Here is a 25214-nt window from a genome sequence, read left to right as displayed (position 1 = left end):
GATGCCAACACTCCATGTACGGGTTGGACGATATCCGCTGTTGTGGGAACTATGCAGAGCAATCAACGAATTGCGCAAAGATCAATTATGGGTTGAATCCCAGGAACGAAATTATCCGCCTGCGTTGTTAAATCTGATCCGTAATCGGGGCCTTCGATCCAACGTTTACAGATATTGGGGCAGCATGTTTCTACGAGACATGCTGGCAGTAAACACTGATCCGGAAGTGAAGCTGTTAAAGCGCATATTAAGCGCGTCTGCCGACAACAAGGATCTGGGCGGCATGGCGGAATATGAGAATCATTTGGCCGTTCAATGCGGAGCGATTAAAGAATATCTCGTCCCCCTGATACAGGATTATAAGATTGCTGAGGTCATCGAGCTGAAGCTTTATCCGCTCTCTACAATGCCGCCGCCGCAGCTCGGCCGATTCGGAGCCAGCCTGAGCAAAGCAACGTCTACATCCATCCATTTGGCGTTTGGGTCACCGCCGCTTCATTTGTGGAACGATTTTAATTTGACCGTTTCTTTTTTCGCTAGGGGTTCCATCCACTATCTGGTGAAAGAGTGGCTGCTTGCGCATGCCGGTGAATATGGAGAAGTGAAAGAAGGCTTGAAGCCTTATCTGAACAATCTGGTTTCCGCTATCATTCTTATTGAAGCAGACAAGTTTTTGAGTTCCGATCTTGAACTGATTTTTCATGAAGAGGATAGGCATATCTATCAATGGGCGCTCTCGCAATATAACGGCAAGGTGGGCTTTGGCGACCATCTTATCCAATATGTCCGTACCCTCAATGCCAACTGGCCTCCCCCTAATCTTGCAGAGGTCCAGCAAGAAACGCCTATGACTGTGGTGCATACCATCCAGAAGAAGGTCCGGGTTTCCATCCAGGATCAGTATGGTCTCTTGGAGAATACGCAATGGATTGGAGATTATTATGAAATCGTCGATCCAAGCGTTCGAATCGGATCGGATGGAGTCCATGCGTTTCTCGTTCTGCCGTGGAATTCGGCCGAAGCGGAAGAGGTCTGTTCCCGGCACCACATTCGGAATGGTAACGACAGTGCTGCAGTGGAATATGATCATGCTGCGGGCTTGGCTCACTTCGATACGTCCAAGACGTTGTGTCTGCTCATCGATCGCAAGCCGGAAGAGCCATGGCAATTCGTCATGCTGTGTCCTTCTGTCCGTTCCGACATCGGCTATTCCATCGGGGCATCCGTCTTGTCACAGATTCATACACCGATCGCTTTCGTAGATTCTACCTCAGGAAGGAGAATATTATGAGCCGCATACATGCTGGGCTAAGCCAAGCGTGGACGATAGCTAGGGCAGGGGATCGGGCTTTATGGATATTACTTTCGCTTATCGTTGCGCTTGGGATATGGCCTGGCTTTATGGTATGGGTGATCGAGCATGCTGTGAACCAATTAGATAATGGCGACCGCAATTCGTCATTAGCTTACATAGGAATTATTGCCGGGGCTGGAACGATTGCAATACTGCTGCTCGTTGTACAGCCCTATTTTTTAAGAAAAGTGAAAGACCATGTGTACCGCAATTTATCTACTCGTTTGTTCAAAGTCGTTCACCGTAAAACCGAAAACGAAATGCTTCAAGCAGAAACCCGCAATCGGATTTCCAACACATCGGAATCTGTCGGTTCGATTTATAACGGAGGACTGGATGGTTTCACGGCTTTGCTGCAAACAGCGATTACGGGTTTATCCTTGACGTGGGTTTTGCTGGAAATCGCATGGTGGGCGCCGATTCTTATATTAGCGGGAACCATGCTAAATGTGCTGCTGATGAAAAAAGCGGCAGAGTCGGAGTCCAATTTTCTTCAGGGCATCGCGGAGACTTCAAGGCTGGAAGGAACGTTCCTCGAGACGCTTACAACATTTAAATATGCCAAAGAAGTGCGCGTGTTCGGAATATCCAATTGGCTGAAGGGAAACTGGCGGCAAGAGCAGGTTCAGATCGCGCGATTAACGGTGAGCCAAGCGATTAGAACCGCCTTATTCAGGCTAATTGGCCAACTCGGCAACGGTATTGTAACCACCATTGTTCTGCTTGCAGGATTATGGAAACTCCGGCAAGGCGAAATAAATGCCGGAGAAGTCGCGGCACTGCTCATCGGTGGCTTGCATCTCGAACAGCTGCTTAATATGGTTCTCATGCAAGGCAAGTATTGGCTTGGACGAAAGATTTTCCTAGAAGAGCTGCTAGATCGGCCGAAAGAGGATGACACACACACTCCTATCCGCAATGAAGAGGATTCTGATCCTTCCCTTGCGATTTGCGTTCGCCAATTATCTTTCAGTTATGACGGCATGCGTAATGTATTGAATAACATCAATTTTGATATTCCCCGTGGCGCTAAGGTCGCTATAGTAGGCGCTAACGGTTCTGGTAAAAGTACATTGATGCTGATGATCGCCGGGCTATTGAAGCCTGACAGTGGTTCAGTCGAGGTAGAGACTATAGGCGGTTATTGTGTGCAAGACTATGGGCGCTATAAGCTGTCCGTTGCTGAAAATGTTTATCTTGGTGATATCACACGCAAGGAGCAAACGGAAGATATTGCTGAGGTGCTCAAGCTGACAAAAGCAAATTTCGTAGACTCGCTGCCTCAAAAGGAAAAAACGGAGCTATGGCCGGAAATCGGAGGTTCGGATCTGTCCGAGGGTCAGTGGCAAAGATTGGCGTTGGCCAGAAGCATGTTCAGAGCGATATACCGGATTGGATCCGTCATCATTATGGATGAGCCGACGTCGAAGCTTGATCCGAGCAATGAACTAAGCATTCTAGATTCGATAATGAAGCGATTACAGGGCTACACGGTGCTGTTTGTCGTTCACCGTCTAGTGGGCTGCGTATTTGCCGACACGGTCCTTATGCTGGATCAGGGAGAGATCAAGGATTACGGTCCCCACGAGCAATTACTCGAGACATGCGGGCTTTATCAAGCGATGTGGGAGGCTTCTTCCTCCTTTATTGATGTGTTGAAGGAAGAAGAGGCTGGGAGGGCTGCCGAGTGTGGTTGATTAGAACGAAGAACAAACGACGGATCGTACCGTGGGTTATCTTCGCTTTGTCCGTGACATTGTTAAAAGGCATTTTGCCAGGTGTGCGCATCTTCTTGTTCGGGTATACCGTTCAGCAGATCATTGCCGGTGCTGCCCTTGACCGTATTGTGTTGCTGATGGTTTGGTTTGCTGCAGCCACCATAGGAGAGAAGATTCTGGAAGCATTCTACTCCGTTGCGCTGGAAGGGCTGCGTGTTCATCTAGGCCAAGCAGCCAAAGAATTGTTCATCGACCGCTATAACGATGCGCCATATGAACAGCTCCTAAACCAATCCTTCTCAGAATCGGCCGAGAAGGCATCGAACGGCTTGGGTCGCGGCCATCGGATCCTTACGCTTGGTTTGGATGTGCTCAGCACAGGTGTCACACTTATAAGTTTGGGCACGGCTTTATGGTTCGTAACGAAGATCGGTTGTTTGATCATGATGGTGACATTTGCTTTTGTCGTCTACAAGCAATATCAGCTTGGCCGCCAGATGTTTAACATTGAGAATCAATTATCAGGAATGCGCATCCGAGAAAATTATTACCGCGGTACGTTATTAGATTTTCAACTTGGCAAAGAGCGAAAGCTGTTCGGCTATTCTCCTTATATCGTAGGACTTTGGAAAAATACTTTTACCGAAATCAGCAAGACGAATCAATCGTTTCTCCTCATTTCGCAAAAAACGACGGGACTACTGCAGATTGGCCAACTCATTCTTATCACAGTCGCCTATATGGTGTCGATTCTAACAGCTAGCTCCTCGATAGGCGGTCTGATTATTGCTTTCCAGCTAATAGACGAATTGCTCGGGAAAGCAAGCTCATTCGTACTTGAGCTTCGACTATTCACCGGTGAATTACTCGTTTCTTCGAACCTCACCCGATTTCTCTCTTCTTCTGCCGCCGATAATGCGAAGACTTCCACTAGAGCGGCGGAGAATGAGATCGCATTGACCGGGGTCGGTTACACCTATCCGAATAGCGATACGCCGGTGCTTGCGAATGTGAATATACATCTTCGTACGGGTGAGCTTGTAGGATTAGTAGGCGAGAACGGGGCCGGGAAAACAACGCTGTGCAACATTGTGTGCGGTCTGCTCGAGCCCACAGAAGGCGAAGTATGGATGGACGGAGAACGGAGCTTGGAAGCGGATAGGCTGTCTTCGGTCTCTGTCGCTTATGCCGACTTTGCCAAATTTCCGTTGACGGTGCAGCAAAATATCGGGTTGGATCGCGAGTGGAGCGAGACTGCACAGCTTCTGGCTCATGACATCATACAACGCAGCGGAGACAAACGGCTTGGTGCGGGTTATTCAGACGGAACCGACCTATCGGGAGGAGAGTGGCAGCGCATTGCTGTCGCCCGGGCTATAGCAAATACGACAACCATGCTGGTGTTGGATGAGCCTACGGCCGCTATGGACCCCATCATGGAGGGGCGCGTCGTACAAGGCATCAAGCAATTCGTGGCACAGGGCAAAGCGGCTCTGCTCGTTGCGCATCGGGTCAGTACCGTCATGCACTGCGACAAGGTTTATGTTATGCATAACGGGCAAATCATCCAGCAAGGAGATCCTATGCAGCTGCTAGAGGAAGATGGCGTGTTCCGGGATATGTACGGGGCGCAGGTCTCCTTATTACGGAAGCAGGGGAATGTCGCATCTGTCGGGTGATGACGGGAAGGGGAAAAATACACATGAGAATATTAATCATATCCAGAGGGAACGGATTCGGGCATGCGAAGCGGGATTTGCTTGTTGCTAAAGCGTTAATACAGCTGAATCACGATGTGACGATCGCATCCTATTCCTCCGGATACCAATATTTGCGAATGGCGTATCCTGGCGCTCTGATCGATTTGGGATTGCCGGCCGCCGGAAGCAGTGCAGAGCGAGTGCTGAAGCTCTTGGAGTTAATTCGCAGCAAGCAGCCGGAAGGCATCGTCGTTGACGAAGAACTGCTCGTTCTTCCTATCGCCAGAAGCATGGGGATTCCGACCTGCTTCATTACGAATTGGCTGGATGAAGAAAAGGAAATGCTAGGCTTTCTGCAGATGGCCGACCGGACTGCCATCGTCGATACGCAAGAGCACTGGATGTTTCCGATCCCGGACTCGATTCAGAATAAGATCCGATTTGTGGGCCCGGTGGTGGAAGTTCCCGAAGCGGCTGCGAGAAAAGAGAAGAAGATTGTTATTACTTCGGGCTCGCCGACCATTGCGGATGTCCCTTTCTTCATGCAATCGATAACGGCGTTAAAGGGCGAACAAGACTACGTAAAACTTGTGTACAGCGGAACTTTAACCAAATCGTTACAACGCTTTAAGGACGATTCCACCCATTTCATTGCAGATCCGTCCTCCTTTATGGACGAAGTGAGATCCAGCTCGCTTGTCGTATGCCGAGGCGGGCATACGACATTATGGGAACTGGCGGCGCTGGGTATACCGGCAATTGCGGTGCCGCGCCGGGAGGAAGTCAATCCCTATAATATCGTATACGCCAAACAGATGGGAGAGCGAGGCTATGTCCGCTGGCTTCAGGAATCCGATATGGATGTCGACTTGATCGCTTCTTATGCGGCAAGTCTTCTGCATGGCCGAGATCGACTTCAGGCGTATGCTTGCGACGGCAGCTCAGTGGACCGGCTGGTCGCTTATGTACTTGAAAGCTTCTCGCTCGGTCGTGAGGAAAGTCCATTATGTACTACATGAATTTGAAATTGGTCATTTGCTTGGATAAAGGAACTGTTCAGTAAGGAGGCATTTCTGTATGGGAGTTACCGTTGTGATCCCTACTTATAATGGGTCGTATTTATTGCAGCGAACCCTGTTATGCTTGCAGCATCAAGATGCTGACAAGTCTTTATTCGAGGTGATCGTCTGCGACGACGGATCAAGCGACAATACGAAAGAAGTTGCCTGTTCGTTTGAACATCATCTGGATCTGAGATATTGTTATCAGAAGGATATGGGATTTCGGGCTGGAACGGCACGCAATATGGGCCTTCATCTGGCCAAATACGAGATCTGTCTGTTCTTGGATACTGGGGTGCTGATCGGCTCCGACCTCATTCGCAGCGTCATCGCTTTTCATGGCCGACATAAAGGCACCGTTTGTTTAGGAATCGTTCACGGCATGAATCAGAAGGACGATCAAGACTCTGTCGCTAGATATCTGCAAACGATTGCCTTGTCGGAGCATCCCGAGGCTTGCTTGCGCAATCCGATGTTGAGGGCGTATCCCGATTCCAGAAGAGTGCAGTTCGAATTTTTAGAATATGACATAGACCGAAGCTCTGCTCCATGGTCGTATTTCTGGACAAGTATGGTTTCGGCAGAAACCAGCTTGCTGAAGGAAGTGGGCGGCTTCGATGAATCCTTTCATGGCTGGGGGCACGAGGACATAGAATTAGGCTATCGGCTATGGAAAACGGGCGCTCATTTCCGTGCGGATCCCTCCGTTCGAGCCCTTCATTTGCCTCACGAGCAGTTTAACCCTGTTCAGATGACGAACCGCAAGAATTTTTTACATTTTGTCAGGCTGCATCAGGAGCTTCCGGTTGAATTGTCTTATGTAAACGGAAACAATAATTTTGAAATGCTGCTTGGGCAGTTTAAAATTGCGGACGAATACCTTGAGCAAGAATATGAGAATATTGAGCAGTTGATCGTTAGTTCTAACGAAGCAGACAGACGATTGGCGGTAGGATATGTATCTCCGCAGTTAGCCATAAGGTTGAACATCACGGATGTATTCGCTTGTAATCAACATAACGCTGACATAATCCGCAAGCATCTTCCAACAATTCATACAGCCTACAAGGCGGGTTTCATCAATTTCTGCAATGATGATTATTATCAAACGGCAATTATCACGGACGTATGGAAAGTGATTCCGATTACGCTGTTGACGCTGTTGCTTGATGAAATGCTGCGAATTGCAAAGAGAGTCTATGTCTTGGATACGGATGGTTTAAATCTTGAAAAGCTGCCTATTGTCGGAGAGCAGTTGCCGGCTGGATTTTGGGCAGAGCCCATAGGACGCAGAGCGAAGACCTATGTTTATGGCATAACACGTCGGGACATCGATCCGCCAACGGAAAAGCCTGACCAATTGGCCGCAAGTACCATAACGAAGGAATAAAATAAGAGCTCCGTTGTGTCTCGAGGTTAAAACGGACTTCATAGCGTGGAAAAAACGATCACGGAAAAGATAGCCCTGCAAAAGCAACACTTTTATCAAAACGAGGGTCCCCAATTGGAAATCGCTCACCATTGAATGAAAAAAAGCAGTCTATCCTAAGCCAAGGATGGACTGCTTTTGCTCATTTAGCTTCACCATCCGGTTTACGATTACTACGAAAGCGGTATTGAGTACGGCGAATTCGTCGATCTAAATGGGAATTAGATTCAGTCATTTCAACAGCCTTCTATTAATCCTACAAAATTGCATAAAACGTTGGATAAACAACATAAAGGAAAATGAATTTTTGGGCAGTTTCATCCAACAATACGCATCATAAAGTAGGGATATTTCTTTGAATTCAAACAAAGTGAAGTAAAATTGTAGGTTAGACATCAAAAATGAAAATGTTGATGGTTGCGAAAAAATGATTATTAGCTATGATATTAATCAATCACACAAAATCAATCGGAATATAGTGATTTGAATTTGCGAGGGAGGTACTTAAATACGTGAGAGGATAAAAGTTTCTCGGGAAAGCCTAGTGAGGATGCTTGGATAGTGGCTTCAACACTCGTACCTGCAACTGAAAAATGCGAATAACAAAGATTACGGTACACAGCAAAGCCATAAATTTATGCCGATTAGTAAACTAAAGGCACCCATTTTGATTCCGTTCAAAATAGGTGCTTTTATTTTTTGTAATTTAGCTTTTCTTTTATGTTCGATAGCAAGGGGCATGTCCCCTGACTATATTTAAAATTCCTTGGAGAGGTGAAAAAATGTCATTAAAGTTTGCTTACTGGGTACCGAATGTGAGCGGGGGATTGGTGATTTCCAAGGTTCCGCAACGGACAGGTTGGTCCTTTGAGGACAATGCGAGGTATGCCCGAATTGCCGAAGAAGCTGGATTCGAATTTGCGCTGCTGCAAACCAGATTTATGGCAAGCTATGGCGCGGAAAATCAGCTGGAGGCCATCTCGTTAGCATCTGCGCTGGCTGCGGTAACCCAAAAGATCAAGCTAATAGCGGCTGTTTTGCCGGGCTTGTGGCATCCGGGGACGGTCGCCAAAATGATCTCTACGATCGATCAAATCAGTCATGGAAGAGCCGCTGTCAACATCGTAAGCGGTTGGTTTAAAGGGGAGTTCCACGGTTATGGCGAGCCATGGCTTGATCACGATGAACGATATCGGCGGTCGGAAGAATTCATCCGGATTCTGAAAGAATTTTGGTCGAAAGAGGAAACTCATTTCCGTGGTGACTTTTATCGGATTAATGGGGCGCCGCTTAAACCGAAGCCGATTTCAATCCCGCCGGTTTTTCAAGGCGGCAACTCATCAGCTGCCCGGCAAATGGCATCGAAGGTATCGGATTGGTACTTCATGAATGGAAATACAATCGACGCATTTAAAGCGCAAATCGATGAAGTGAAGACCCTTGCTGCGGCAAACAATCGCAAGCTGAATTTTGGTGCCAATGCGTTTGTCATTGTTCGGGAAACAGAGGAGGAAGCCAGACAGGTTCTGCGGGACATTATTCATGCTGCAGATCCCGAGGCTGTGGAAGGATTCCGAAGCCAAGTGCGCTTTGCCGGTAAAGCATCTCCGGAGCGGGAAGGGATGTGGGCGAATTCGAATTTCGAAGATTTGGTTCAGTATAATGACGGTTTTAAAACGGGACTGATCGGTACGGCCGAACAGGTCGCGGACCGCATCATCGAATTGAAAAAAATCGGAGTCAATCTGATACTTACCGGGTTCCTTCATTATGATGAAGAAATCAAAGCGTTCGGTGAAAAAGTGATTCCGTTAGTTCGAGAAAAAGAAGCGGCATTAACAAGCGTTATTGCCAAATAAATAGCGGAAAGGAGAGGTTGTTTTGAAATATGAGCTTCTTAATAGGCTCGATAAGCTGAAATGGAATAAATTTCATACCCAGGTTTCTGTTGCCCTCGGGATTGCATGGATGCTGGACTCATTTGAAGTCACGATTATTGGAAATATCATGGGTGTCTTCAAAAAAATGTGGGGCTTGACTGAGCTTGAACAGTCATGGATTTTGAGTGTCTGGTTTATCGGCATTATGATAGGTTCTTATGTGCTCGGTTATTTAGCAGATCGGTTTGGCCGGAAACGATTATTCCTGATCACGTTGCTGCTTTACGGCACTTTTACTCTGCTTACGGCGATTGCCTGGAATTATCAGGCCCTGCTTGTTTTACGTCTATTAACAGCTATTGGGGTCGGCGCCGAATATGCAGCTATTAACGCGGCGATTAGTGAATTTATTCCGACAAAGTACCGAGGGAAAGCAAATGCGCATGTCATGAACTTTTGGTCACTTGGACCTATTCTTGCAGCTTTGGTGACGCTTTTCTTGCTTAATGCATTGCCTGAAGAATGGGGGTGGCGCGTTGCATTTGGGTTTGGCGCGCTTGTATCGCTCGTTGCTGCAATTATTCGCAGATATATTCCAGAATCACCGCGATGGCTAATTGAACAAGGGGATCTTGAAGCAGCCGCCAAGGTTGTTGAAGGAATTGAAGAAGGGAGGGTAAGTACAGAACGTTTTGCAAGTAAACAGCCGAAAGAAAAGCGTCGGTCTTCGTTCATTAAACAAACCAGAGAACTGATTACCCATTATCCTGGGCGATTAGCGTTAGGAAGTTTGCTTGATTTCTCTGAAGCGGCAGGATATTACGGAATTTTCGCCTTTTTGCCCATCTTTGTTTTGCCCGAGATTCAAGTGAAGGAAACGTATGTACCTTTTTTTTACTTGATTGCTAATATTGGCGGATTAATTGGCGGGCTGATTGTGGCTTACCTTCTGGAGCGAATTGGGCGAAAGCTTACGGTTCCGTTATTTTACACGGCGGCGGCAGGTGGAGTATTGTTGCTTTCGGCAGCTACGATCACACACAACTGGGTCTGGGTGCTTGTCGCTTTTACAGTAGCCACAACCTTTGCCAACGGAAGCTGGATTTCAGCGTACGTAACCTTTGCGGAAATATTTCCGACACATCTCCGCTCGACAGGTATCGGCATTTCCGTTGCGGTTGGCCGTATTGGAGGCGTAATTTCGCCGTTAATGCTGACGGCCATTGCGACCTCAGCAGGAGTCAGTGCAGCTTTAATCGTACTTTCCGCGTTTTGGCTGATCGGCGCCTTTGCCATGGTTCCCTGGTATTTTAGAGGGGTTGAAGGCAAAGGAAGAACGCTTGAAGAGATGATCAACAAGGAAAAAGTCGCTGTATAAAAACATTAATTTATGAAGGAGATAATGAAAATGAGCGTGAACGTAGAAAAAGCGAATGTACAACCAAATTATGAGGAATTGCGTGAGGAAATTCGAGGCATCGTGAATGAAATTATCAAACCGAGATCAGAAGCGATTGATCGTGAGGGTGCATTCCCAAGAGAAAACCTTCAGGCTCTTGCCGAATCAGGCTGGAATGGCGTACTGATTCCAGAGAAGTGGAATGGACGCGGACTGGATCATGTCGCATTTGCCATAGCTGCCCAGGAGATTGGAAAAGGAGACCCCTCTACGTCGCTGGTTTACGTTATGCATGTCGGAGCCGTTCAAACCATCGCGTTATACGGCAATGACGATCAGAAGGAACGCTGGCTGAAGCCCGTGCGCCAAGGACTCATCGGAACCTACTCCACGAGCGAAAGAGCATCGGGAGGTCACTGGTGGTTCAATTTTAGCGAAGCCTCCAGGGACGGAAATGACTACATTCTGAATGCCGAGAAATCATTTACGACGAGCTCGGGACAAGCGGATTTCTATGTTTTTCAAACCAGAACGCCAGGCGCTCAGACACCTACAGATGTCAGCTTTTTCATTGTCGACAGTAAGCTGCCCGGCATCACACCAGGAGTATGGGAAGCGTTAGGTGTTCGGGGTAACCATAGCGGACCTATTAAATATGAGGGTGTACGCGTTGATCCGAAGGATAAATTGGGGACGGAAGGCCAAGGGAAACAAATTCTGGAGAGCGGCGTTTCTCCTGTTTATCTAATCGGACTAGGCTCCACATGGCTCGGTGTTGCGGAGGCTGCTTTAGAAGCGGCAGTCGATTATGTAAAAGGCTTTGTTCATCGCGATTTTAATAAGCGACTTGCTGATTATCAGGTTATCCGCCAGCAACTGGCTGAGGTAAAGGTACTGATTGAAAGCTTGAAACCATGGCAGATTTCATTGGCTAAGCAGTTGGACGAGCTGCAAGCACAAGGAAGACCCCAAGTCGAACTGCTGTTACCGCTTGTCGAGTTCAAAATCCATGCAGCCGAGGTGGCCAATAAAGCAACGAAAGCAGCGCTTGATGTCACTGGCGGCTATGGTTATAAACGGGGCATATTCGAACGGTTATTCCGGGATGCCCGTGCCGGGATCGCTATGGGGCCATCCAACAATATCGCACGCGAGTGGATTGGGAAAGCGCTTGTCGGATTGCCTCTTGAGCTTTGGCACGAGGGAGGGGAGTAACTCAGAAAACAGGTGATGTTGGTTTGAAAGAGATCCGGTCTGAGATTCAAAGAGATGGCTCCTGAAAGCATTGAGGCCACTGAATAAGTAGTTTGAAAAAGACACACCTTCCTCAAGTTTTTATTGAGGGAGGTGTGTCAGCCTATCCAAATGACGAATGGATTTCTAGTGGGCATTTAACGGGTTTGTTCAAGCTTGTTGACAATTGGCATATCTGTAATTTATATTAAAATAGCAGTTTTTAGGGGCTGCAATCCTTTTTGTGTAAACTCTCTTTGAGCAAACTTTAACGCAAATATGGATCGAACGGGTAGTGGCATCCATCGTAGCTAGGTAGAGCATTTTCAACAGCGCTTGTCGCTTGGGAAATGCTTTTTTCTTTGGTGACTTTGCGAAGTTGGCGGTGGTAGCTCTCGATCATTTTTCCATCGACTTGAGGCTGTTCTCCTTTGCCAACGCTTTCATTTGCTCTGTACTGAATACCACGATGTGTGCCATTCTCTCAAACCAGTTACTCTAAAGATTATTGAATGGAGGAAATATGATGTCTAGATCATTTGAAGCTATCTTAAGAGACGAAATTTTTGCTGAGCTTGAAATCGAGTATCCAGAGAACGGCAATACCAACTTGTTGGATCAAGGGATCGATTCGGCAAGCTTCATCAAGCTTATTGTTTTAATGGAATCGAAATTCAAAATCGCAATCCCTGATGAGGATCTATTGTTTGAAAAATTCTCCACGGCTGGATTAATCATTAATTATCTGACCGAGAAAGCGGCGATATCATAAATCTGACTACAAAGAAGCTAGATGATCATATAGAGGAGGAAATGATGACAATCATTGAGCGTTTGTTTATGGAAGCTTGCGATCGTAAAGAACAAATTATCCTTCAAGATATAAAGCAACATTGGACTTACGCGGAGGTGATGACAGAAGCATACTCGATTGCTTCGTATATTAAGAAGAACTTCGAGCTTGAGCTCGGCAGTCATGTTGCATTATACACGAATAATGAGCCCTTGTTCGTGTTTGCGGCACTTGGCATTCAGTTCTGCGGCTATGTGCTAGTACCGGTTCCTTACTCGGCATCCAAGACTGAAATTGAAAATATTATAAATGCCTGTGACACCAAGCTGGTCATCAGCAAATATGAACAGCCTGCACATTTAAATTGTAACATCCCGTGGGTTACCGCTCAGGATATATCGCATGGATCGATGCCTTCGTTTGAATCGATCTCAATAACGAATCCGACTGATCCCGATCAATGTGCGATTCTGCTGCCAACATCGGGCACAACGGGTCATTCCAAAATCGTTATGTTATCCCATCGGAATGTATTGACGAATGCGCTGGAACATGGAAAGAAATTGGGCTATACGGATCAAGACTCGTTTCTTGTCACGATGCCCGTTCATTTTAGTTCAACGATTGTCACGCAATTGATTTCTTGTATGCTTTATGGAACCCGAATTATACTCATCAGCTTGCCCTTGCTGCCGCGCACAGCGTTTAGACTGTTTCAGGATAAGGCGGTAACGGCATTGTCAGCGGTGCCTACGCAATTGATGCACTTTATTTCAGACTTTCATCAGGCAAAAAGTTGGAGCGCCTTTGATTCCATTCAATTTATTGTCATTAGCGGTGCGGCCGTTCCCGCGAAATTGGTAGACAATCTTCAGACTGTATTTCCTAAAGCCAATATAATTCAAACCTATGGATTGACAGAAGCTTCTCCCCGGGTGAGCATGATGGAACGTGGAGACAGCTGCTTATCCTGTGGATCTCCCATCCGTGACGTTTCTATTCGAATTGTTGACGAAGAAGAGAATGAGGTTGAAGGGGCGGGTGTCGGAGAGATTTGGGTTAAAGGCCCGAATGTGATGCTCGGCTATTACAAAAACCCAGAGTTGACTAACGAAACCATTGTCGATGGTTGGTTGAAGACAGGAGATTTGGGATATCGGAATGAATCAGGGTGTCTCATGCTCACAGGCAGAAAGAAGAATATCATTATTTCTGGCGGTATCAATATCTATCCGGAAGAAATCGAAGAGTATCTATATGGCTTGAAAGAAGTTGAGGAAGTTATGGTTGTTGGCATGCACGATGATCTATTAGGCGAAGTGCCTATCGCATTTCTGAAAGTGTTTGAAGAATGTCTGGTCGATGTAGATGCGCTGAGAAAACATTGCAACCTGCATTTGTCGTCGTATAAAGTGCCTAGGCAATGGATAATTGTAGATGAAATTCCAAAAACCAAAACAGGAAAACTGGACAGGGCAAGTACGAAGCGCAAATTGCTAAATGAAGTACGAGTATAAATTTTCAGGGAAAAGGATGGATTAACGAAAAAAATAGATCAAGAAGTCGACAAAAGGCATCTAGTCAATATAGATAACTAGGGGGTAACTAACAAATTGAAAGATACAACTAATGTAATTGGGATGAAATTATTACCTATAAGTCATCCGATGATTACAACCTATACCCAACATGCTCATCTATTGTCCATACTTACACATTACGAGTGCACATATCCATGGATATTCAGTAACTATATTCAACTATATATTAATAAAGATTATAAGCATAAATGGGGGGATTTTTATTTCCCTCAAACGTATGAACTGCGACCTTCAGATGCATGTAAATGGATTATTACTCAGAAGATACATCGAGATACGGTTACAAGCAAATGGGGCTCTATCATTGATTTCATTATAGAAAATATTAATTCGAATCATTATGTCCATACAATGGTGAATTATTTCTATGTACCTTTAAGCGATCGGTATAATAAACTCCAATTGCACCACGACATACTTGTTTATGGGTATGATCTAAATAGAGAGATGTTTTATGTTTCTGATTTTTTCAAGAATGGGATTTATAGTAAAGGTGAGATATCATTTGCAGATTTAAGTCTTGCTTTCTCTACTAATCATTTAACTACAAATCATGATTATCTAAGAGAAATGGTTTATTTGTATAAATTCAATGATCAATATCAGGATAGTTTCAACGCAGATACCATAGTGAATTCTATAAGTAATTACTTCACTAATAAAACACCGGAATATTGGGAAATGTTCAACTATGGGGGGGACAGGGATAATCTTGACTTCGGCATGCAAATCTATACGACACTCCAGAATTATGTAAATTCTATACTTGAAAATGAGTCTAAAATAGATATAAGACCTTTTCATTTGCTATATGATCATAAGAAGATCATGACATTAAGACTCAAGTATTTGTACGATAACCGACTTCTAAGTAAATTAAATCAAGACCATATAGATAGCTTCATTTCCATTGAAGTGATGGCCAAGATTATAGTGAATTTAGTGTTTAAATATAATTTGACTAATGATAGGAGTATTCTAGAAAGCTTACATAAGATGATAATTAAAGTAGAGAATGAAGAATCAATATTCCTTGATCGATGGCTGAGGCAGGTCGGTATTCAGTAAGCCAAGCATCTCCACATCGAACCCAGTCACTTCGAAAGCCCCTCTTGGCGTATGATAGCGCAACTGTTTAAAATTGGAAATAGCGCACTGGAATCTATAATTTGTAAGGTAATATATATAAATTTATTGGGTACTGAACTCAAGTATACTGTGCTAATATATGTACGGAAATATAAAAGTTGGTTAATTGACTGTTTCTGCACTTTTACCATTTCGCGGACGATTATGGATCGGGAACCAGCAATCGGGCTGCGCGAGGCTTTCGCTAGTCCGATTCATGATTACGAAGGTCAATTTATCTATTTAATGGGAGGCACTTATGGAAGAACAGATCATTGCATTGATAGGTGAAATCAAGGATGACGCCCAACTGGTACTGAGCTTGAACGAGCATTCCAACATCATGAAGGACGGAGGGCTAGACTCGCTGCAACTGATTACTTTCGTATTAAAAGTGGAAGAGCGGTTCGGTATTGAAATCGATTTTGAACAATTCGACTTAGATCTTATGGAATCGGTCGGTACCTTATGCCGTTACATCTCGGAGCTGCAAAAGACGGCATCGGTATGATCGATACTCGTAAGTGTGAACTTATCATCGGGACGTTTGACGCGGAACGGTTCTGGCGTGATCCTAACCTGGCCAAGCTGCCGTCATTTCCCGATCTCGAAATGGAGAATATCGTAATGGCCATGGATGAGCTGCTTTTCCCTTTTTGTGAGGCGCAGGATGTGCTCATTACTCGCTATCAGATGAACGTTTACCATAAAGCGTATTTGCATTCGATTGGATTTAAATTTATGTCCAATTCAGCTGATCTCGAGAGGCCTGAAGGAGGTAACGCAGGCAGGAACGCCAATATATTCGACCTGATCACATCATCCGATCGAATAGGTGACGCGGATCCGCAATGGCTGGATGGCGCCCGGTTGTCACCCTTTGCCGTTATTCCGGGGGCGGATCGCGCGGCCGCACGTTACGGGTTGAAGCAGGATTTTCCGGATGTCGAAACGGTTCGAACGGTAAATTCGAAGCTGTATTCAACTGAATTAAACCGGCGCCTTGGTCTTCGGTCTGACAGCCAGACCGTCTATTCTCATGAAGAACTGTTGGCAAATGGCTTGGCGCTGCTGAGTCAAGGACCCTTCCTTATCAAAGACGAGTTTGGGGTATCCGGGAAAGGGAATTTGCTGATCGAGTCAGAAGCGATATTGCGACGAGTGACATCCTATCTCGGCGATCAGTACAGCAAGGGAAAAGTGGTTCGGTTTATTATAGAGCCGTTCCTCCACAAGGAACTGGATTTCTCCTGTCAATTCCACATCGACCCGGACGGTACTTACCGACATATCTCGGTGCAGAAATTGGTCAATTACAATTTTGCTTACCAAGGCTCCTTTACGGCCGATGACAGGCTGCTTCAGTTGCTGCAGGAGGCGGAGTACTTTGAAGTGATGAAACAGGTGGCTCGCGAGCTTTACCTGGCTGGTTATTATGGCGACGTATGCGTCGATTCGATGCTGTTGACAGACGGCAGGATCGTTCCGATCGTTGAGGTGAATGCTAGAAGATCGATGAGCCTGATCAAGCATTATGTAGACCGTTACCTGGACAAGCACTCTGCTACCGGGAGCATGACGCATGTGACAGTACAGTTCTCGTGCGATGTGACTTACGATCAATTGCTGGAAACGCTGGATCGTGAAGGTGTTCTATACAAGCCTGATCGAGGATTCGGCATTTTACCGTTAAGCGCGAACACGCTCCTTATTAACAAAGCGGTCAGCGAGCGCAAGGGGATCCGCAATAAGCAGGTGAAAGGCAGATTATATTATTCATTGATTGAGGGGGCACAGGATTACGAACGTTTATCCGCTAAGGTCAAGGAGGTCCTGTCGTCATTATCCTTCAAGATCGTTGGCTGATGCAGTCCGAGACGCTTGAAACCATGAATGGAGGAAGAAGTTTATGGATAGGCGGAAAGTAACGATTCTATGCTCGGGCTTCGGTCTGGGCTTCTATATTCCCGGACTGTTAGCTGCAAGCGCTTTCAATGAAAGGGGCATAACGACGGAAGTGCTCGTGTTCGAAAGCTATTTGGAGCAAGACAAGATGGATCATATTGCAGACAGCAGGAAGGCTTACCACAACAATTTCGCACTTGCGAATTTATCGGCCCGGATGCCGATGGATATTCGCAACAGCATTGATTATGCCCGGGTCGAGCTATTGCTGGAAGCGTGGAAAGCAGAAGAACGGCGCGAATTCATTTCGTTATCCGGACACTGGGTCTATATTCTGGACTTGTATCGGGAGAAGATGCTGCCGAAACCCATTCATGTAGACCTGCTCTACGTCGATTCAGATCTGGCACCGTCCTGGAAGAGCCTGAAGAAGTTCCATCCTCACTATGACGAGCATTATTATAACGCATGTCTCTATGATACCGACAAGAAAGAGATTCGATGCGAAATCCCGGTCTCTCTTAGCGCGCCACTGCCCTTCGACTCGAGGAAGCGGCGGCTTGTTGTCCATGGCGGGGGCTGGGGGATGGGCACTTATCAAAGTAAAGTGCCGGAGCTTGCGGGCAGTAACTATGGGCTTGATATCGTAGCTTACGATTGGAAGGAAGCGAAGCCCGATCCCGGTCACCGATATTGGATGAACGATCCGGAATGGTGTGCATGGGTGAAGAATGCGAACGGCTTGCACGAATTTCCGCCGTACCTCGAAATAACGGGAGAAAAGACAAACGCATATTCCGCAGAGACTGACCATCATTGGTTATTCGACGTCGCTTCGGAGGCGATGGCTATCGTGGCCAAGCCGGGAGCGGGAACATTGATCGATTCGCTTGCATCCGCTACCCCTCTTATTCTGCTGGAACCGTTCGGAAGTCACGAGCAGAGCAATTTGGAATTGTGGGAGTCGCTTGGGTTCGGAATACGCTACGAGAAGTGGCGGGAGATGGGTTTTGCCGTAGAGGTCCTTAAAGAGATGCATCAAGCGATCATGACAAGACACGGAGAACGGACGAATTATGTGGATCATTATTGCGCGAGAGTCGCGTTAACGAACGGATAAGATCTCAATGCAGAAGGAGCTAGGCGATGAGCGTAAACCAATTAAGCATTGCCCAAGAAAAAATAAGCTACCCAAGATGGATCGTCTTGCAACTGCTGGAAGAGTGCAATTTACGATGCAAAATGTGCTATGAGTGGGGACTCGAAGGGCCCTACAAAAGCAAGAAAACGTTAGCGCAGTTGGATCCGGATGTGATCAAAAAGATTATCGTCGAGTGCAGTCCGGGCAAGCCGTATTACGATTTCTTCGGCGGCGAACCTCTCATGTACCCTTGGCTGAGCGACATTCTGGCCATGATCAAGCATTATGGAAGCTATGCGGACTTTCCTACGAACGGCACCTTGCTCGAGCAACATGCCGAGATGCTTGTCGAGAATGCACCCAATAAGATCTGGATGTCACTCGACGGCCCCGAGGAAATCAACGACCGGCAGAGAGGCAAAGGCGTATTCAAGAAAGTGATCAAGGGAATTGAGAAGCTTTACGAGCTTCGGGAAAGCAAGGGCCAGCAGTTTCCGAAGATGGGCGTGTCCTTTATCATTACGCCATTGAATTATATGTACATTGAGGAGTTTTTCTTCAAGCATATCGATTTGTCGATGTTGGACCATATCAGCATGGAAGTACAGCTCTATGCAACAGAAGAGCAGTATGCCCAATACGTGGAGGTTCTTAGAGAGGAATTCGATGTTCATGGAGCTCCTTATGCCAAGGGGATGGTGTGGAAGGACATCAGTTCGTTCAGCCAGATCGATATCGCGGAATTGACGAGACAGCTCAATAACGTTAAGGACTATTGCTTGAAAAACAGCATTCATGTGATCACCTATCCGAAGACGATCGATGAACCTAATCTGCGCAACTACTTCTCGGGGCAATTCCATCAGATGGCTGATAAACGAAACCGCTGCTCGCTTCCATGGATGTATGCGGAGATAACGGCAAGAGGAGACGTATCGCCCTGCCATGCCTTCTATGATTTGACCTTCGGCAACGTGAACGACGCGAATTTGCTCGATATCTGGAATAGCGACAAGTACAAGGACTATCGGGCGTATATGAAGAAGAACATGCTTCCGATTTGTACGGCTTGCTCAAGGTATTACATCTATTGATTCATGTGAGAGACCCAAATACTTTTATGAAGGGTGTGTTGATATGAATCCGAAATCAGAGATTAATCATTCCGCCAAGGATTTGCAAATATTGAAACGTACCATCAAGAATACCGTGGAAACAAAGCGGAACATGGAGAAAATAAAAGGTTACGCGATGCCGTTGCCAGAGTCTGTCGGCATTAAACTTACGAACCAATGCAACTTGCGCTGCAAGCATTGCTATCAATGGAACGACACCGGCTACCATCACTTCATGACACCGGAGCAGCAGCGGGAGCAACTCGATTACGGGCTGTTGGAGAAGCTGATACTCGAGACGGAGCCAGCCAAGTCGAGGCTCTATATCTGGGGCGGCGAGCCGCTCGTATACAGCCACTTCGACCGTTTGGCCGATTTGCTTGAAGCCTATCCCCGCGAGACGACGATCTGCACGAACGCGATGCTGATCGAGCGAAAGCTGGACGCCTTGCTGCGAATTTCCGACAACCTAGAGCTGCTCATTGCGCTTGATGGATTTCAAGAAGAGAATGACGCGCTCCGCGGCAAAGGGGTGTTCAACAAGGCGATAGATGCTATCCGGATGCTAGTCCAGCTTCGTAAGGAAAACCGATTCAAGGGCAAAATTTCGATCCATACCGTCGTTAACGATTCCATGACCGACAAGCTTTACGATCTGCTGGACTTTCTGGAGGGCGTCGGCGTCGATCTGGTCATGGTCTGCTTTCCGTGGTACATCTCGGACGAATGCTCACAGGGAATGGACGATTACTTCGACCGGAAGTTCGACTTCCTTCCGGCGAGCGAGCATAAGGAGGAACGAAGCTGGCACGCCTTTAAATACAAGCTCGATCCGGAGCGCATCCCTGCTTTGATGAGTGAGTTGGACCGGGTTAACAACCGGGTCTGGAAGATGCGTTTGCGCTACCAGCCGAATCTGGATCATGACCAGATCGAAGATTTCGTACTCGGCAAAGAAGTGGTGGGCAAAGGCACGATGAACAAGAAGTGTCTTGCGCTCTCGAACCGGATGGACATTACGCCCGATGGAACGATTGTCGCATGTAAGTTTTTCAAGGAGTTCGAGATCGGCAAATTAAATGAAGCGTCCGTACAAGAATTATGGCATAACCTGACTTACACAAGGATAAGGGAAATGATGGACGAACGACTGACACCGGCATGTTCCAAGTGCAGCGTCCTGCATTTGCACGGTGTTTAGCTATTCGAAATCAACATAAATGAGGTGCACCAGTGAGCATCATTCAAGTGGAACGCTTATCCAAAAGCTTCAATTACTATGAAAAAGAATTGGGATTCAAAAAATCCCTTAAAAATTTAGTGAAGCGAAAATCACTGATCAAAGAAGCGGTAAGCGAAATATCCTTTGCAATCGAGCAGGGCGAGATGGTCGGATTCTTGGGCCCGAACGGTTCCGGCAAAACGACAACGTTGAAGATGCTGTCCGGCATATTGTATCCGACAAGCGGCCAGGTGAATGTATTCGGCTATGTCCCTTGGGAGCGAAAGAAAGAATTCAAGATGCAGTTCTCGATCGTTATGGGGCAGAAATCGCAGTTGTGGTGGGACTTGCCGGCGAACGAATCGTTGTACCTGAATAAATGCATTTATGAGATCGAGGATAAGCCATATAACCTTGTCCTGGATGAGCTTACGGAGATGCTTGACGTAAAGGACCTGCTCAACATTCAGGTGCGAAGGCTCTCGCTGGGCGAAAGGATGAAGATGGAGCTGATCGCGTCGCTTATCCACCGGCCCCAGGTGATTTTCCTGGATGAGCCTACAATCGGTCTGGATCTGATTTCGCAAAAGCGCATTCGGGAGTTCTTGAAGTATTATAACCAGCAGACGAAAGCAACGGTCATTCTAACAAGCCACTATATGGCGGATATCGAGGATCTATGCAAACGAACGATCATCATTAATCAAGGGAAGATCGTATACGACGGCGAACTTCGGCGCGTGAACGAGCTGTTCCATGCAAAGAAGATCATTAAACTTCACTTTACGGACGAAGTGCCGAGGCAAGCGCTGACTGATTATGGTGCCATCATGGAACATGATGGCATGAATGCCGTCATGGAGGTCGATAAGCATGACCTCCAGCGGCTTTCCAAGATCATGCTGGACAGGTTCCCTATCCTTGATTTCACGATTGAAGATATACCGGTCGAGCAAGGCATCGAAAGCTTGTATCAAAAGGATGGGGTCAAACATGAAAGCCTTGCAGAAGTATAAAAGGACGTACATCCTTGCACTTCAGAACGAGATGGAGTACCGGACTGACTTCCTGCTGAGCTTCATCAGCGCCGGCTTCATCATTCTCGTCCAATGCTTCCTCTGGACGGCTGTGTTTCGCAGCTCGCCGCATGAGATTATCAACGGCTATTCCTATTCGCAGATGATTATCTATTCCGTGCTGTCCGGCGTCGTTTCCAAGCTGGTTTCTGCTGGCTTCGAAGGGGAAATCGCGAATGATATCAAGACGGGCGGACTAAGTAAATTTATCGCTCAGCCCATTCATTACTTCAGCTATCGGATTTGCAATTTTTTCGGGGGGAAAACGGTTCAGACCGGGGTCGTCCTCGTTTTATTCGTGATCCTGATGACCGTCTTTATGAATATTTGGGATTTTCATCTTCGAGGGGTGCAGATCGTCCTGTTCTTGGTCAGCATTCTGTTCGGACTGCTCATCAATTTCCTCCTATTCTATTCGATTAGCGCTCTCGCGTTCATCATTACAGAGGTGTGGGGAGTGTATATCGCGTTCAACCAAGGGGTCTATCTGCTCAGTGGCGCCATCTTTCCGCTTAATATCTTCGGAGATACGGTTTCTAGAATCTCCAGTTTTTTACCGTTTCAATATGTCGTATTCTTCCCGGTTAACATCATCAATGGGAGTTTGACGAATCATGAGACCGTACGCGGGCTTTTCGTGCAGGCGGTCTGGGTCATTGTGCTTATGATAATTTCCAAGTTCTCGTGGGATTCCGGGATGAGGAAATATGTAGCCGTTGGAGGTTAGGTCTGTGAGTATCAGTGTAACGGAAATTCGGAAGCATGTACGTATGTTTTTTATTTTCGCAAAGAACAGCTTGCTCGGTTACATGGAATACAAAGCGAATTTCTACTCCGGTTTGATTATGGAGACCGTATTCCTGTTATCCAAGTTGATCTATCTCTTCTTCGTATTCCGGCTCGGGATTGAAATCAATGGGATATCTCCTGATCAGATGATGATCTTCACCGGGACCTATACCATCATGATCGCGATCTATACGGGGCTATTCATGGATAATTTTTATAGGTTCGCCGGCCATATCCGCAACGGGACGCTTGACCTGTATATGACGAAGCCGCTATCGCTGCAGTTCATGGTTTCATTCCGGAAAGTCAACTTCGCGTTTCCTATCCCGAACCTGATCGCAGGGATTACGATGGTCGTTCTGGCGTGGCGGCGTCTTGACATCGATCCAAGCTTCCTCCACCTGGCGGGATATATCGGCGCGATCTTGAGCAGCACGGTTGTGACCTATTCAGTGCTTTTTCTTCCGCAAATTCTTGCTTTCTGGACGGTGAAATCCGGTTCGATTTTCGATATACTTGACAAATGCTGGGATTTGAACAATATGCCCATGTACATTTACCCCAAATGGTTGCGGAGATTAGGGCTGTATGTCGTACCGGTCTTATTCATCACCAACATGCCGTCGGTTTATTTGATTGAGCGATTGAATGTGGTCCTTGGCATATGGATTTTTGTAGCTCCTGTTCTATCGCTTCTCGCGGTCAGGCTGTTCTGGAAGGTGGCCATCAAACGCTATGAAAGCGCCAGCAGTTAGAGAAATGCCCAATAAACAGTTTGTTGAGAAGGGGATTGGAATGAGCGGGACGGAACATGAGCGCCTGACGTCGGAGACAGGGGGCATCACCAAGAAACAGCTGCGCAACGGGATTGAAATCCATCAAAACAACGAAGGCGAGACCGAGTTCCTCTACAACGAGATTTTCCACAAGGAGATGTATTTCAAGCACGGCATTACGCTCCCGGATCACGGCACGGTCATGGACGTCGGGGCTAATATCGGCATGTTTACCCTGTATGTCAGCAGCAAGAGCAACTGCAGAGTATATGCCTTTGAGCCGCTGCCTCCAACGTTTAACCTCTTGAAGATGAATACGAGCTCGCTGCCTCAAGTAACGACGGTTAACGTCGGGCTGTCCAACGAGAATAAGGAAGCGGAGTTTGCCTATTTTCCTACGATGTCCACGGATTCCGTCCAAATCAAATACCGGGAGAACCACGAAGAGGATCTTCGATATGGGTTAATCAACCATTACAAGGACGATATAGCTGACCCGCGAATGCTTAAACGGTTTGTTGATTATTTGATGTCGCCGAAGCTCTTAAATGAACAAATCTATCGATGCAAGCTAACTACGATCTCCGAAATGATCCACTATTACGATCTCAACCAGATTGATCTGCTCAAAATCGACGTGGAGAAGAGCGAGTTCGAGGTGCTGGAAGGCATCCATCCGCAAGATTGGGGGAAAATTAAGCAAATTGTTATGGAGGTACACGGACTGGACGGAGAGCAGATCAGCAGGCTCGAGAGCATCTTCCGAACGAACGGCTTCGATGTATTGATCGATTATTACGACGATTTGAATATCCCCAATTACTATAATGTGTACGCAGTGAATCAAATGCACAAGCAGGCAGCGAATGAGGGATAAGATATGATTCTTGGGGGTAGTCATGTTACAGCAACTGCAAGCAAGGTTGGTATGCTCCAGCTGCAAGGGTGAGTTGGCCCAGTCGGATACCTCTGTGCAATGCCTCCGATGTCATGCGGCTTATACGATTGAGAATGGCTATGTATCCATGCTCGATCGGCGCGAGCAAGTTGAACGCCCTTCCGATTGGAATCGTAAACTGGGCGAAATTCGAGATTATAGCGAGATTGCGAATTCCTTTGCGCTTTCCGGCATAGGCCGGTTCGCAACCTTTTTAAACTATGGTTACGTCTCGACAGGGAATGAGCAGCATGCGGTGATCGAACCCGACGATGTATGGAATAGAAATTCAGTCAAGCTGCTGCTCGAAGCAGTGGGCAGGACGGCGCTGGAGGGGCGGGAAGTTATCGACATCGGATGCGGCAGGGGAGGAAATATCGCAGCTTTGCATAAATATTTCAAGCCTCTGTCCAGTGTCGGTCTCGACATTTGTCCAGCGAATATTGCGTATTGCAGTGCCAAATCCCGGCGGACTGAATCTTTCTTTCTTGTCGGCGATGCCGAAAATATTCCGTTCGCGGACGAGAGTTTCGATGTCGTATTGAATATGGAATCAGCGCACGCCTATCCGAATCGGGCACGATTCTATGAAGAGGTGTACCGGATAATGAGATATGGCGGCGTATTTCTGTATACGGAGCTGATGCTGGAAGAAGAGGTAGCGCAAAACGTAAGGCTGTTAGAGGAAGCAGGCTTGTCTGTAATCCGCAATCAGGATGTGACCTCGAACGTCCTTCTATCGTGCGACGAGAACGCTAAGCAACGTACTGGCACACAAGGGATTGCGAACAATGACAACGCGAGCACGAATATTGGAGATATCAATGATTTTATCGCATTGCCCGGCTCGAAGAAATATGAAGAGATGAGGGCTGGGGCGCGGCAATACCGTATGATGAACCTTGTTAAGAGGCAACCTGGCCTTAATGATCACAATAATCTACTATAGGAGAAAAA

Annotated in this window: 21 protein-coding genes; all 21 read left to right on the top strand. The window is 46.7% G+C overall.

Going from position 1 to position 25214, the window contains the following annotated elements; genetic code table 11:
- Positions 1-199 precede the first annotated feature (199 nt).
- The 21 genes from PKO01S_RS28625 to PKO01S_RS01695 all read left to right on the top strand — a co-directional run bounded on the left by PKO01S_RS28625 (position 200) and on the right by PKO01S_RS01695 (position 25206).
- Entirely contained in the window at positions 200-1291 is a 1092-nt protein-coding gene (locus PKO01S_RS28625; protein ID WP_164779428.1) for a hypothetical protein, read from the top strand.
- Positions 1288-3051: an ATP-binding cassette domain-containing protein gene (locus tag PKO01S_RS01790; protein ID WP_164779427.1), complete on the top strand. Its 1764-nt coding sequence runs from the start codon at positions 1288-1290 to the stop codon at positions 3049-3051. The genes PKO01S_RS28625 and PKO01S_RS01790 overlap by 4 nt, the downstream gene beginning before the upstream one ends.
- Positions 3042-4751: an ATP-binding cassette domain-containing protein gene (locus PKO01S_RS01785; protein ID WP_127529581.1), complete on the top strand. Its 1710-nt coding sequence runs from the start codon at positions 3042-3044 to the stop codon at positions 4749-4751. The genes PKO01S_RS01790 and PKO01S_RS01785 overlap by 10 nt, the downstream gene beginning before the upstream one ends.
- Positions 4752-4774: 23 nt before the next feature.
- Positions 4775-5791 (top strand): UDP-N-acetylglucosamine--N-acetylmuramyl-(pentapeptide) pyrophosphoryl-undecaprenol N-acetylglucosamine transferase, encoded by a 1017-nt coding sequence (locus tag PKO01S_RS01780; protein WP_164779426.1) that lies wholly within the window; start codon positions 4775-4777, stop codon positions 5789-5791.
- Positions 5792-5849: 58 nt separating this feature from the next.
- Positions 5850-7223 carry a glycosyltransferase gene (locus tag PKO01S_RS01775; RefSeq protein WP_127529579.1) on the top strand — a complete coding sequence of 458 codons (1374 nt, stop codon included), beginning with the start codon at positions 5850-5852 and terminating at the stop codon, positions 7221-7223.
- Positions 7224-8044: 821 nt separating this feature from the next.
- Positions 8045-9121, top strand: coding sequence for a dimethylsulfone monooxygenase SfnG (gene sfnG / locus PKO01S_RS01770; RefSeq protein WP_127529578.1), 1077 nt, complete (start codon positions 8045-8047; stop codon positions 9119-9121).
- 22 nt (positions 9122-9143) lie between these two features.
- Entirely contained in the window at positions 9144-10520 is a 1377-nt protein-coding gene (locus tag PKO01S_RS01765) for an MFS transporter (RefSeq protein WP_218031447.1), read from the top strand.
- Positions 10521-10550: 30 nt separating this feature from the next.
- Positions 10551-11756 carry an acyl-CoA dehydrogenase family protein gene (locus PKO01S_RS01760; protein ID WP_127529577.1) on the top strand — a complete coding sequence of 402 codons (1206 nt, stop codon included), beginning with the start codon at positions 10551-10553 and terminating at the stop codon, positions 11754-11756.
- 544 nt (positions 11757-12300) lie between these two features.
- Entirely contained in the window at positions 12301-12546 is a 246-nt protein-coding gene (locus tag PKO01S_RS01755) for a phosphopantetheine-binding protein (protein ID WP_164779425.1), read from the top strand.
- 44 nt (positions 12547-12590) lie between these two features.
- Positions 12591-14084: a class I adenylate-forming enzyme family protein gene (locus PKO01S_RS01750; RefSeq protein WP_164779424.1), complete on the top strand. Its 1494-nt coding sequence runs from the start codon at positions 12591-12593 to the stop codon at positions 14082-14084.
- Positions 14085-14180: 96 nt separating this feature from the next.
- Positions 14181-15236 carry a hypothetical protein gene (locus tag PKO01S_RS01745; RefSeq protein ID WP_127529574.1) on the top strand — a complete coding sequence of 352 codons (1056 nt, stop codon included), beginning with the start codon at positions 14181-14183 and terminating at the stop codon, positions 15234-15236.
- 319 nt (positions 15237-15555) lie between these two features.
- Positions 15556-15807 (top strand): acyl carrier protein, encoded by a 252-nt coding sequence (locus PKO01S_RS01740; protein WP_127529573.1) that lies wholly within the window; start codon positions 15556-15558, stop codon positions 15805-15807.
- Positions 15804-17162, top strand: coding sequence for a hypothetical protein (locus PKO01S_RS01735; protein ID WP_127529572.1), 1359 nt, complete (start codon positions 15804-15806; stop codon positions 17160-17162). The genes PKO01S_RS01740 and PKO01S_RS01735 overlap by 4 nt, the downstream gene beginning before the upstream one ends.
- A gap of 43 nt (positions 17163-17205) precedes the next feature.
- Entirely contained in the window at positions 17206-18321 is a 1116-nt protein-coding gene (locus PKO01S_RS01730) for a glycosyltransferase family protein (RefSeq protein WP_127529571.1), read from the top strand.
- A 26-nt stretch (positions 18322-18347) separates the two neighbouring features.
- Positions 18348-19436, top strand: a complete 1089-nt coding sequence (locus PKO01S_RS01725) for a radical SAM protein (protein WP_127529570.1) — start codon at positions 18348-18350, stop codon at positions 19434-19436.
- A 43-nt stretch (positions 19437-19479) separates the two neighbouring features.
- Positions 19480-20658, top strand: a complete 1179-nt coding sequence (locus PKO01S_RS01720) for a radical SAM/SPASM domain-containing protein (RefSeq protein WP_127529569.1) — start codon at positions 19480-19482, stop codon at positions 20656-20658.
- 32 nt (positions 20659-20690) lie between these two features.
- Positions 20691-21695 (top strand): ABC transporter ATP-binding protein, encoded by a 1005-nt coding sequence (locus PKO01S_RS01715; RefSeq protein ID WP_127529568.1) that lies wholly within the window; start codon positions 20691-20693, stop codon positions 21693-21695.
- Positions 21673-22482 (top strand): ABC transporter permease, encoded by an 810-nt coding sequence (locus tag PKO01S_RS01710; protein ID WP_164779423.1) that lies wholly within the window; start codon positions 21673-21675, stop codon positions 22480-22482. The genes PKO01S_RS01715 and PKO01S_RS01710 overlap by 23 nt, the downstream gene beginning before the upstream one ends.
- Before the next feature lie 4 nt (positions 22483-22486).
- Positions 22487-23299, top strand: a complete 813-nt coding sequence (locus tag PKO01S_RS01705) for an ABC transporter permease (protein WP_127529566.1) — start codon at positions 22487-22489, stop codon at positions 23297-23299.
- A 40-nt stretch (positions 23300-23339) separates the two neighbouring features.
- On the top strand, positions 23340-24197 hold the full coding sequence (locus PKO01S_RS01700; RefSeq protein ID WP_164779422.1) for an FkbM family methyltransferase: 858 nt from the start codon (positions 23340-23342) through the stop codon (positions 24195-24197).
- Positions 24198-24219: 22 nt separating this feature from the next.
- Positions 24220-25206 (top strand): class I SAM-dependent methyltransferase, encoded by a 987-nt coding sequence (locus PKO01S_RS01695; protein ID WP_127529564.1) that lies wholly within the window; start codon positions 24220-24222, stop codon positions 25204-25206.
- Positions 25207-25214 lie beyond the last annotated feature (8 nt).

The sequence above is a fragment of the Paenibacillus kobensis NBRC 15729 genome (genome assembly GCF_004000825.1).
GTDB lineage: Bacteria > Bacillota > Bacilli > Paenibacillales > Paenibacillaceae > Paenibacillus_T > Paenibacillus_T kobensis.
This window is presented reverse-complemented; position numbering and strand designations above follow the sequence as displayed.

Coding starts and splice junctions, on each gene's coding strand:
- PKO01S_RS28625 (WP_164779428.1), top strand. CDS start 200: ATGCTGGCAGTAAACACTGATCCGGAAGTGAAGCTGTTAAAGCGCATA.
- PKO01S_RS01790 (WP_164779427.1), top strand. CDS start 1,288: ATGAGCCGCATACATGCTGGGCTAAGCCAAGCGTGGACGATAGCTAGG.
- PKO01S_RS01780 (WP_164779426.1), top strand. CDS start 4,775: ATGAGAATATTAATCATATCCAGAGGGAACGGATTCGGGCATGCGAAG.
- PKO01S_RS01775 (WP_127529579.1), top strand. CDS start 5,850: ATGGGAGTTACCGTTGTGATCCCTACTTATAATGGGTCGTATTTATTG.
- sfnG (WP_127529578.1), top strand. CDS start 8,045: ATGTCATTAAAGTTTGCTTACTGGGTACCGAATGTGAGCGGGGGATTG.
- PKO01S_RS01760 (WP_127529577.1), top strand. CDS start 10,551: ATGAGCGTGAACGTAGAAAAAGCGAATGTACAACCAAATTATGAGGAA.
- PKO01S_RS01755 (WP_164779425.1), top strand. CDS start 12,301: ATGTCTAGATCATTTGAAGCTATCTTAAGAGACGAAATTTTTGCTGAG.
- PKO01S_RS01750 (WP_164779424.1), top strand. CDS start 12,591: ATGACAATCATTGAGCGTTTGTTTATGGAAGCTTGCGATCGTAAAGAA.
- PKO01S_RS01740 (WP_127529573.1), top strand. CDS start 15,556: ATGGAAGAACAGATCATTGCATTGATAGGTGAAATCAAGGATGACGCC.
- PKO01S_RS01735 (WP_127529572.1), top strand. CDS start 15,804: ATGATCGATACTCGTAAGTGTGAACTTATCATCGGGACGTTTGACGCG.
- PKO01S_RS01730 (WP_127529571.1), top strand. CDS start 17,206: ATGGATAGGCGGAAAGTAACGATTCTATGCTCGGGCTTCGGTCTGGGC.
- PKO01S_RS01725 (WP_127529570.1), top strand. CDS start 18,348: ATGAGCGTAAACCAATTAAGCATTGCCCAAGAAAAAATAAGCTACCCA.
- PKO01S_RS01720 (WP_127529569.1), top strand. CDS start 19,480: ATGAATCCGAAATCAGAGATTAATCATTCCGCCAAGGATTTGCAAATA.
- PKO01S_RS01710 (WP_164779423.1), top strand. CDS start 21,673: ATGAAAGCCTTGCAGAAGTATAAAAGGACGTACATCCTTGCACTTCAG.
- PKO01S_RS01700 (WP_164779422.1), top strand. CDS start 23,340: ATGAGCGGGACGGAACATGAGCGCCTGACGTCGGAGACAGGGGGCATC.
- PKO01S_RS01695 (WP_127529564.1), top strand. CDS start 24,220: ATGTTACAGCAACTGCAAGCAAGGTTGGTATGCTCCAGCTGCAAGGGT.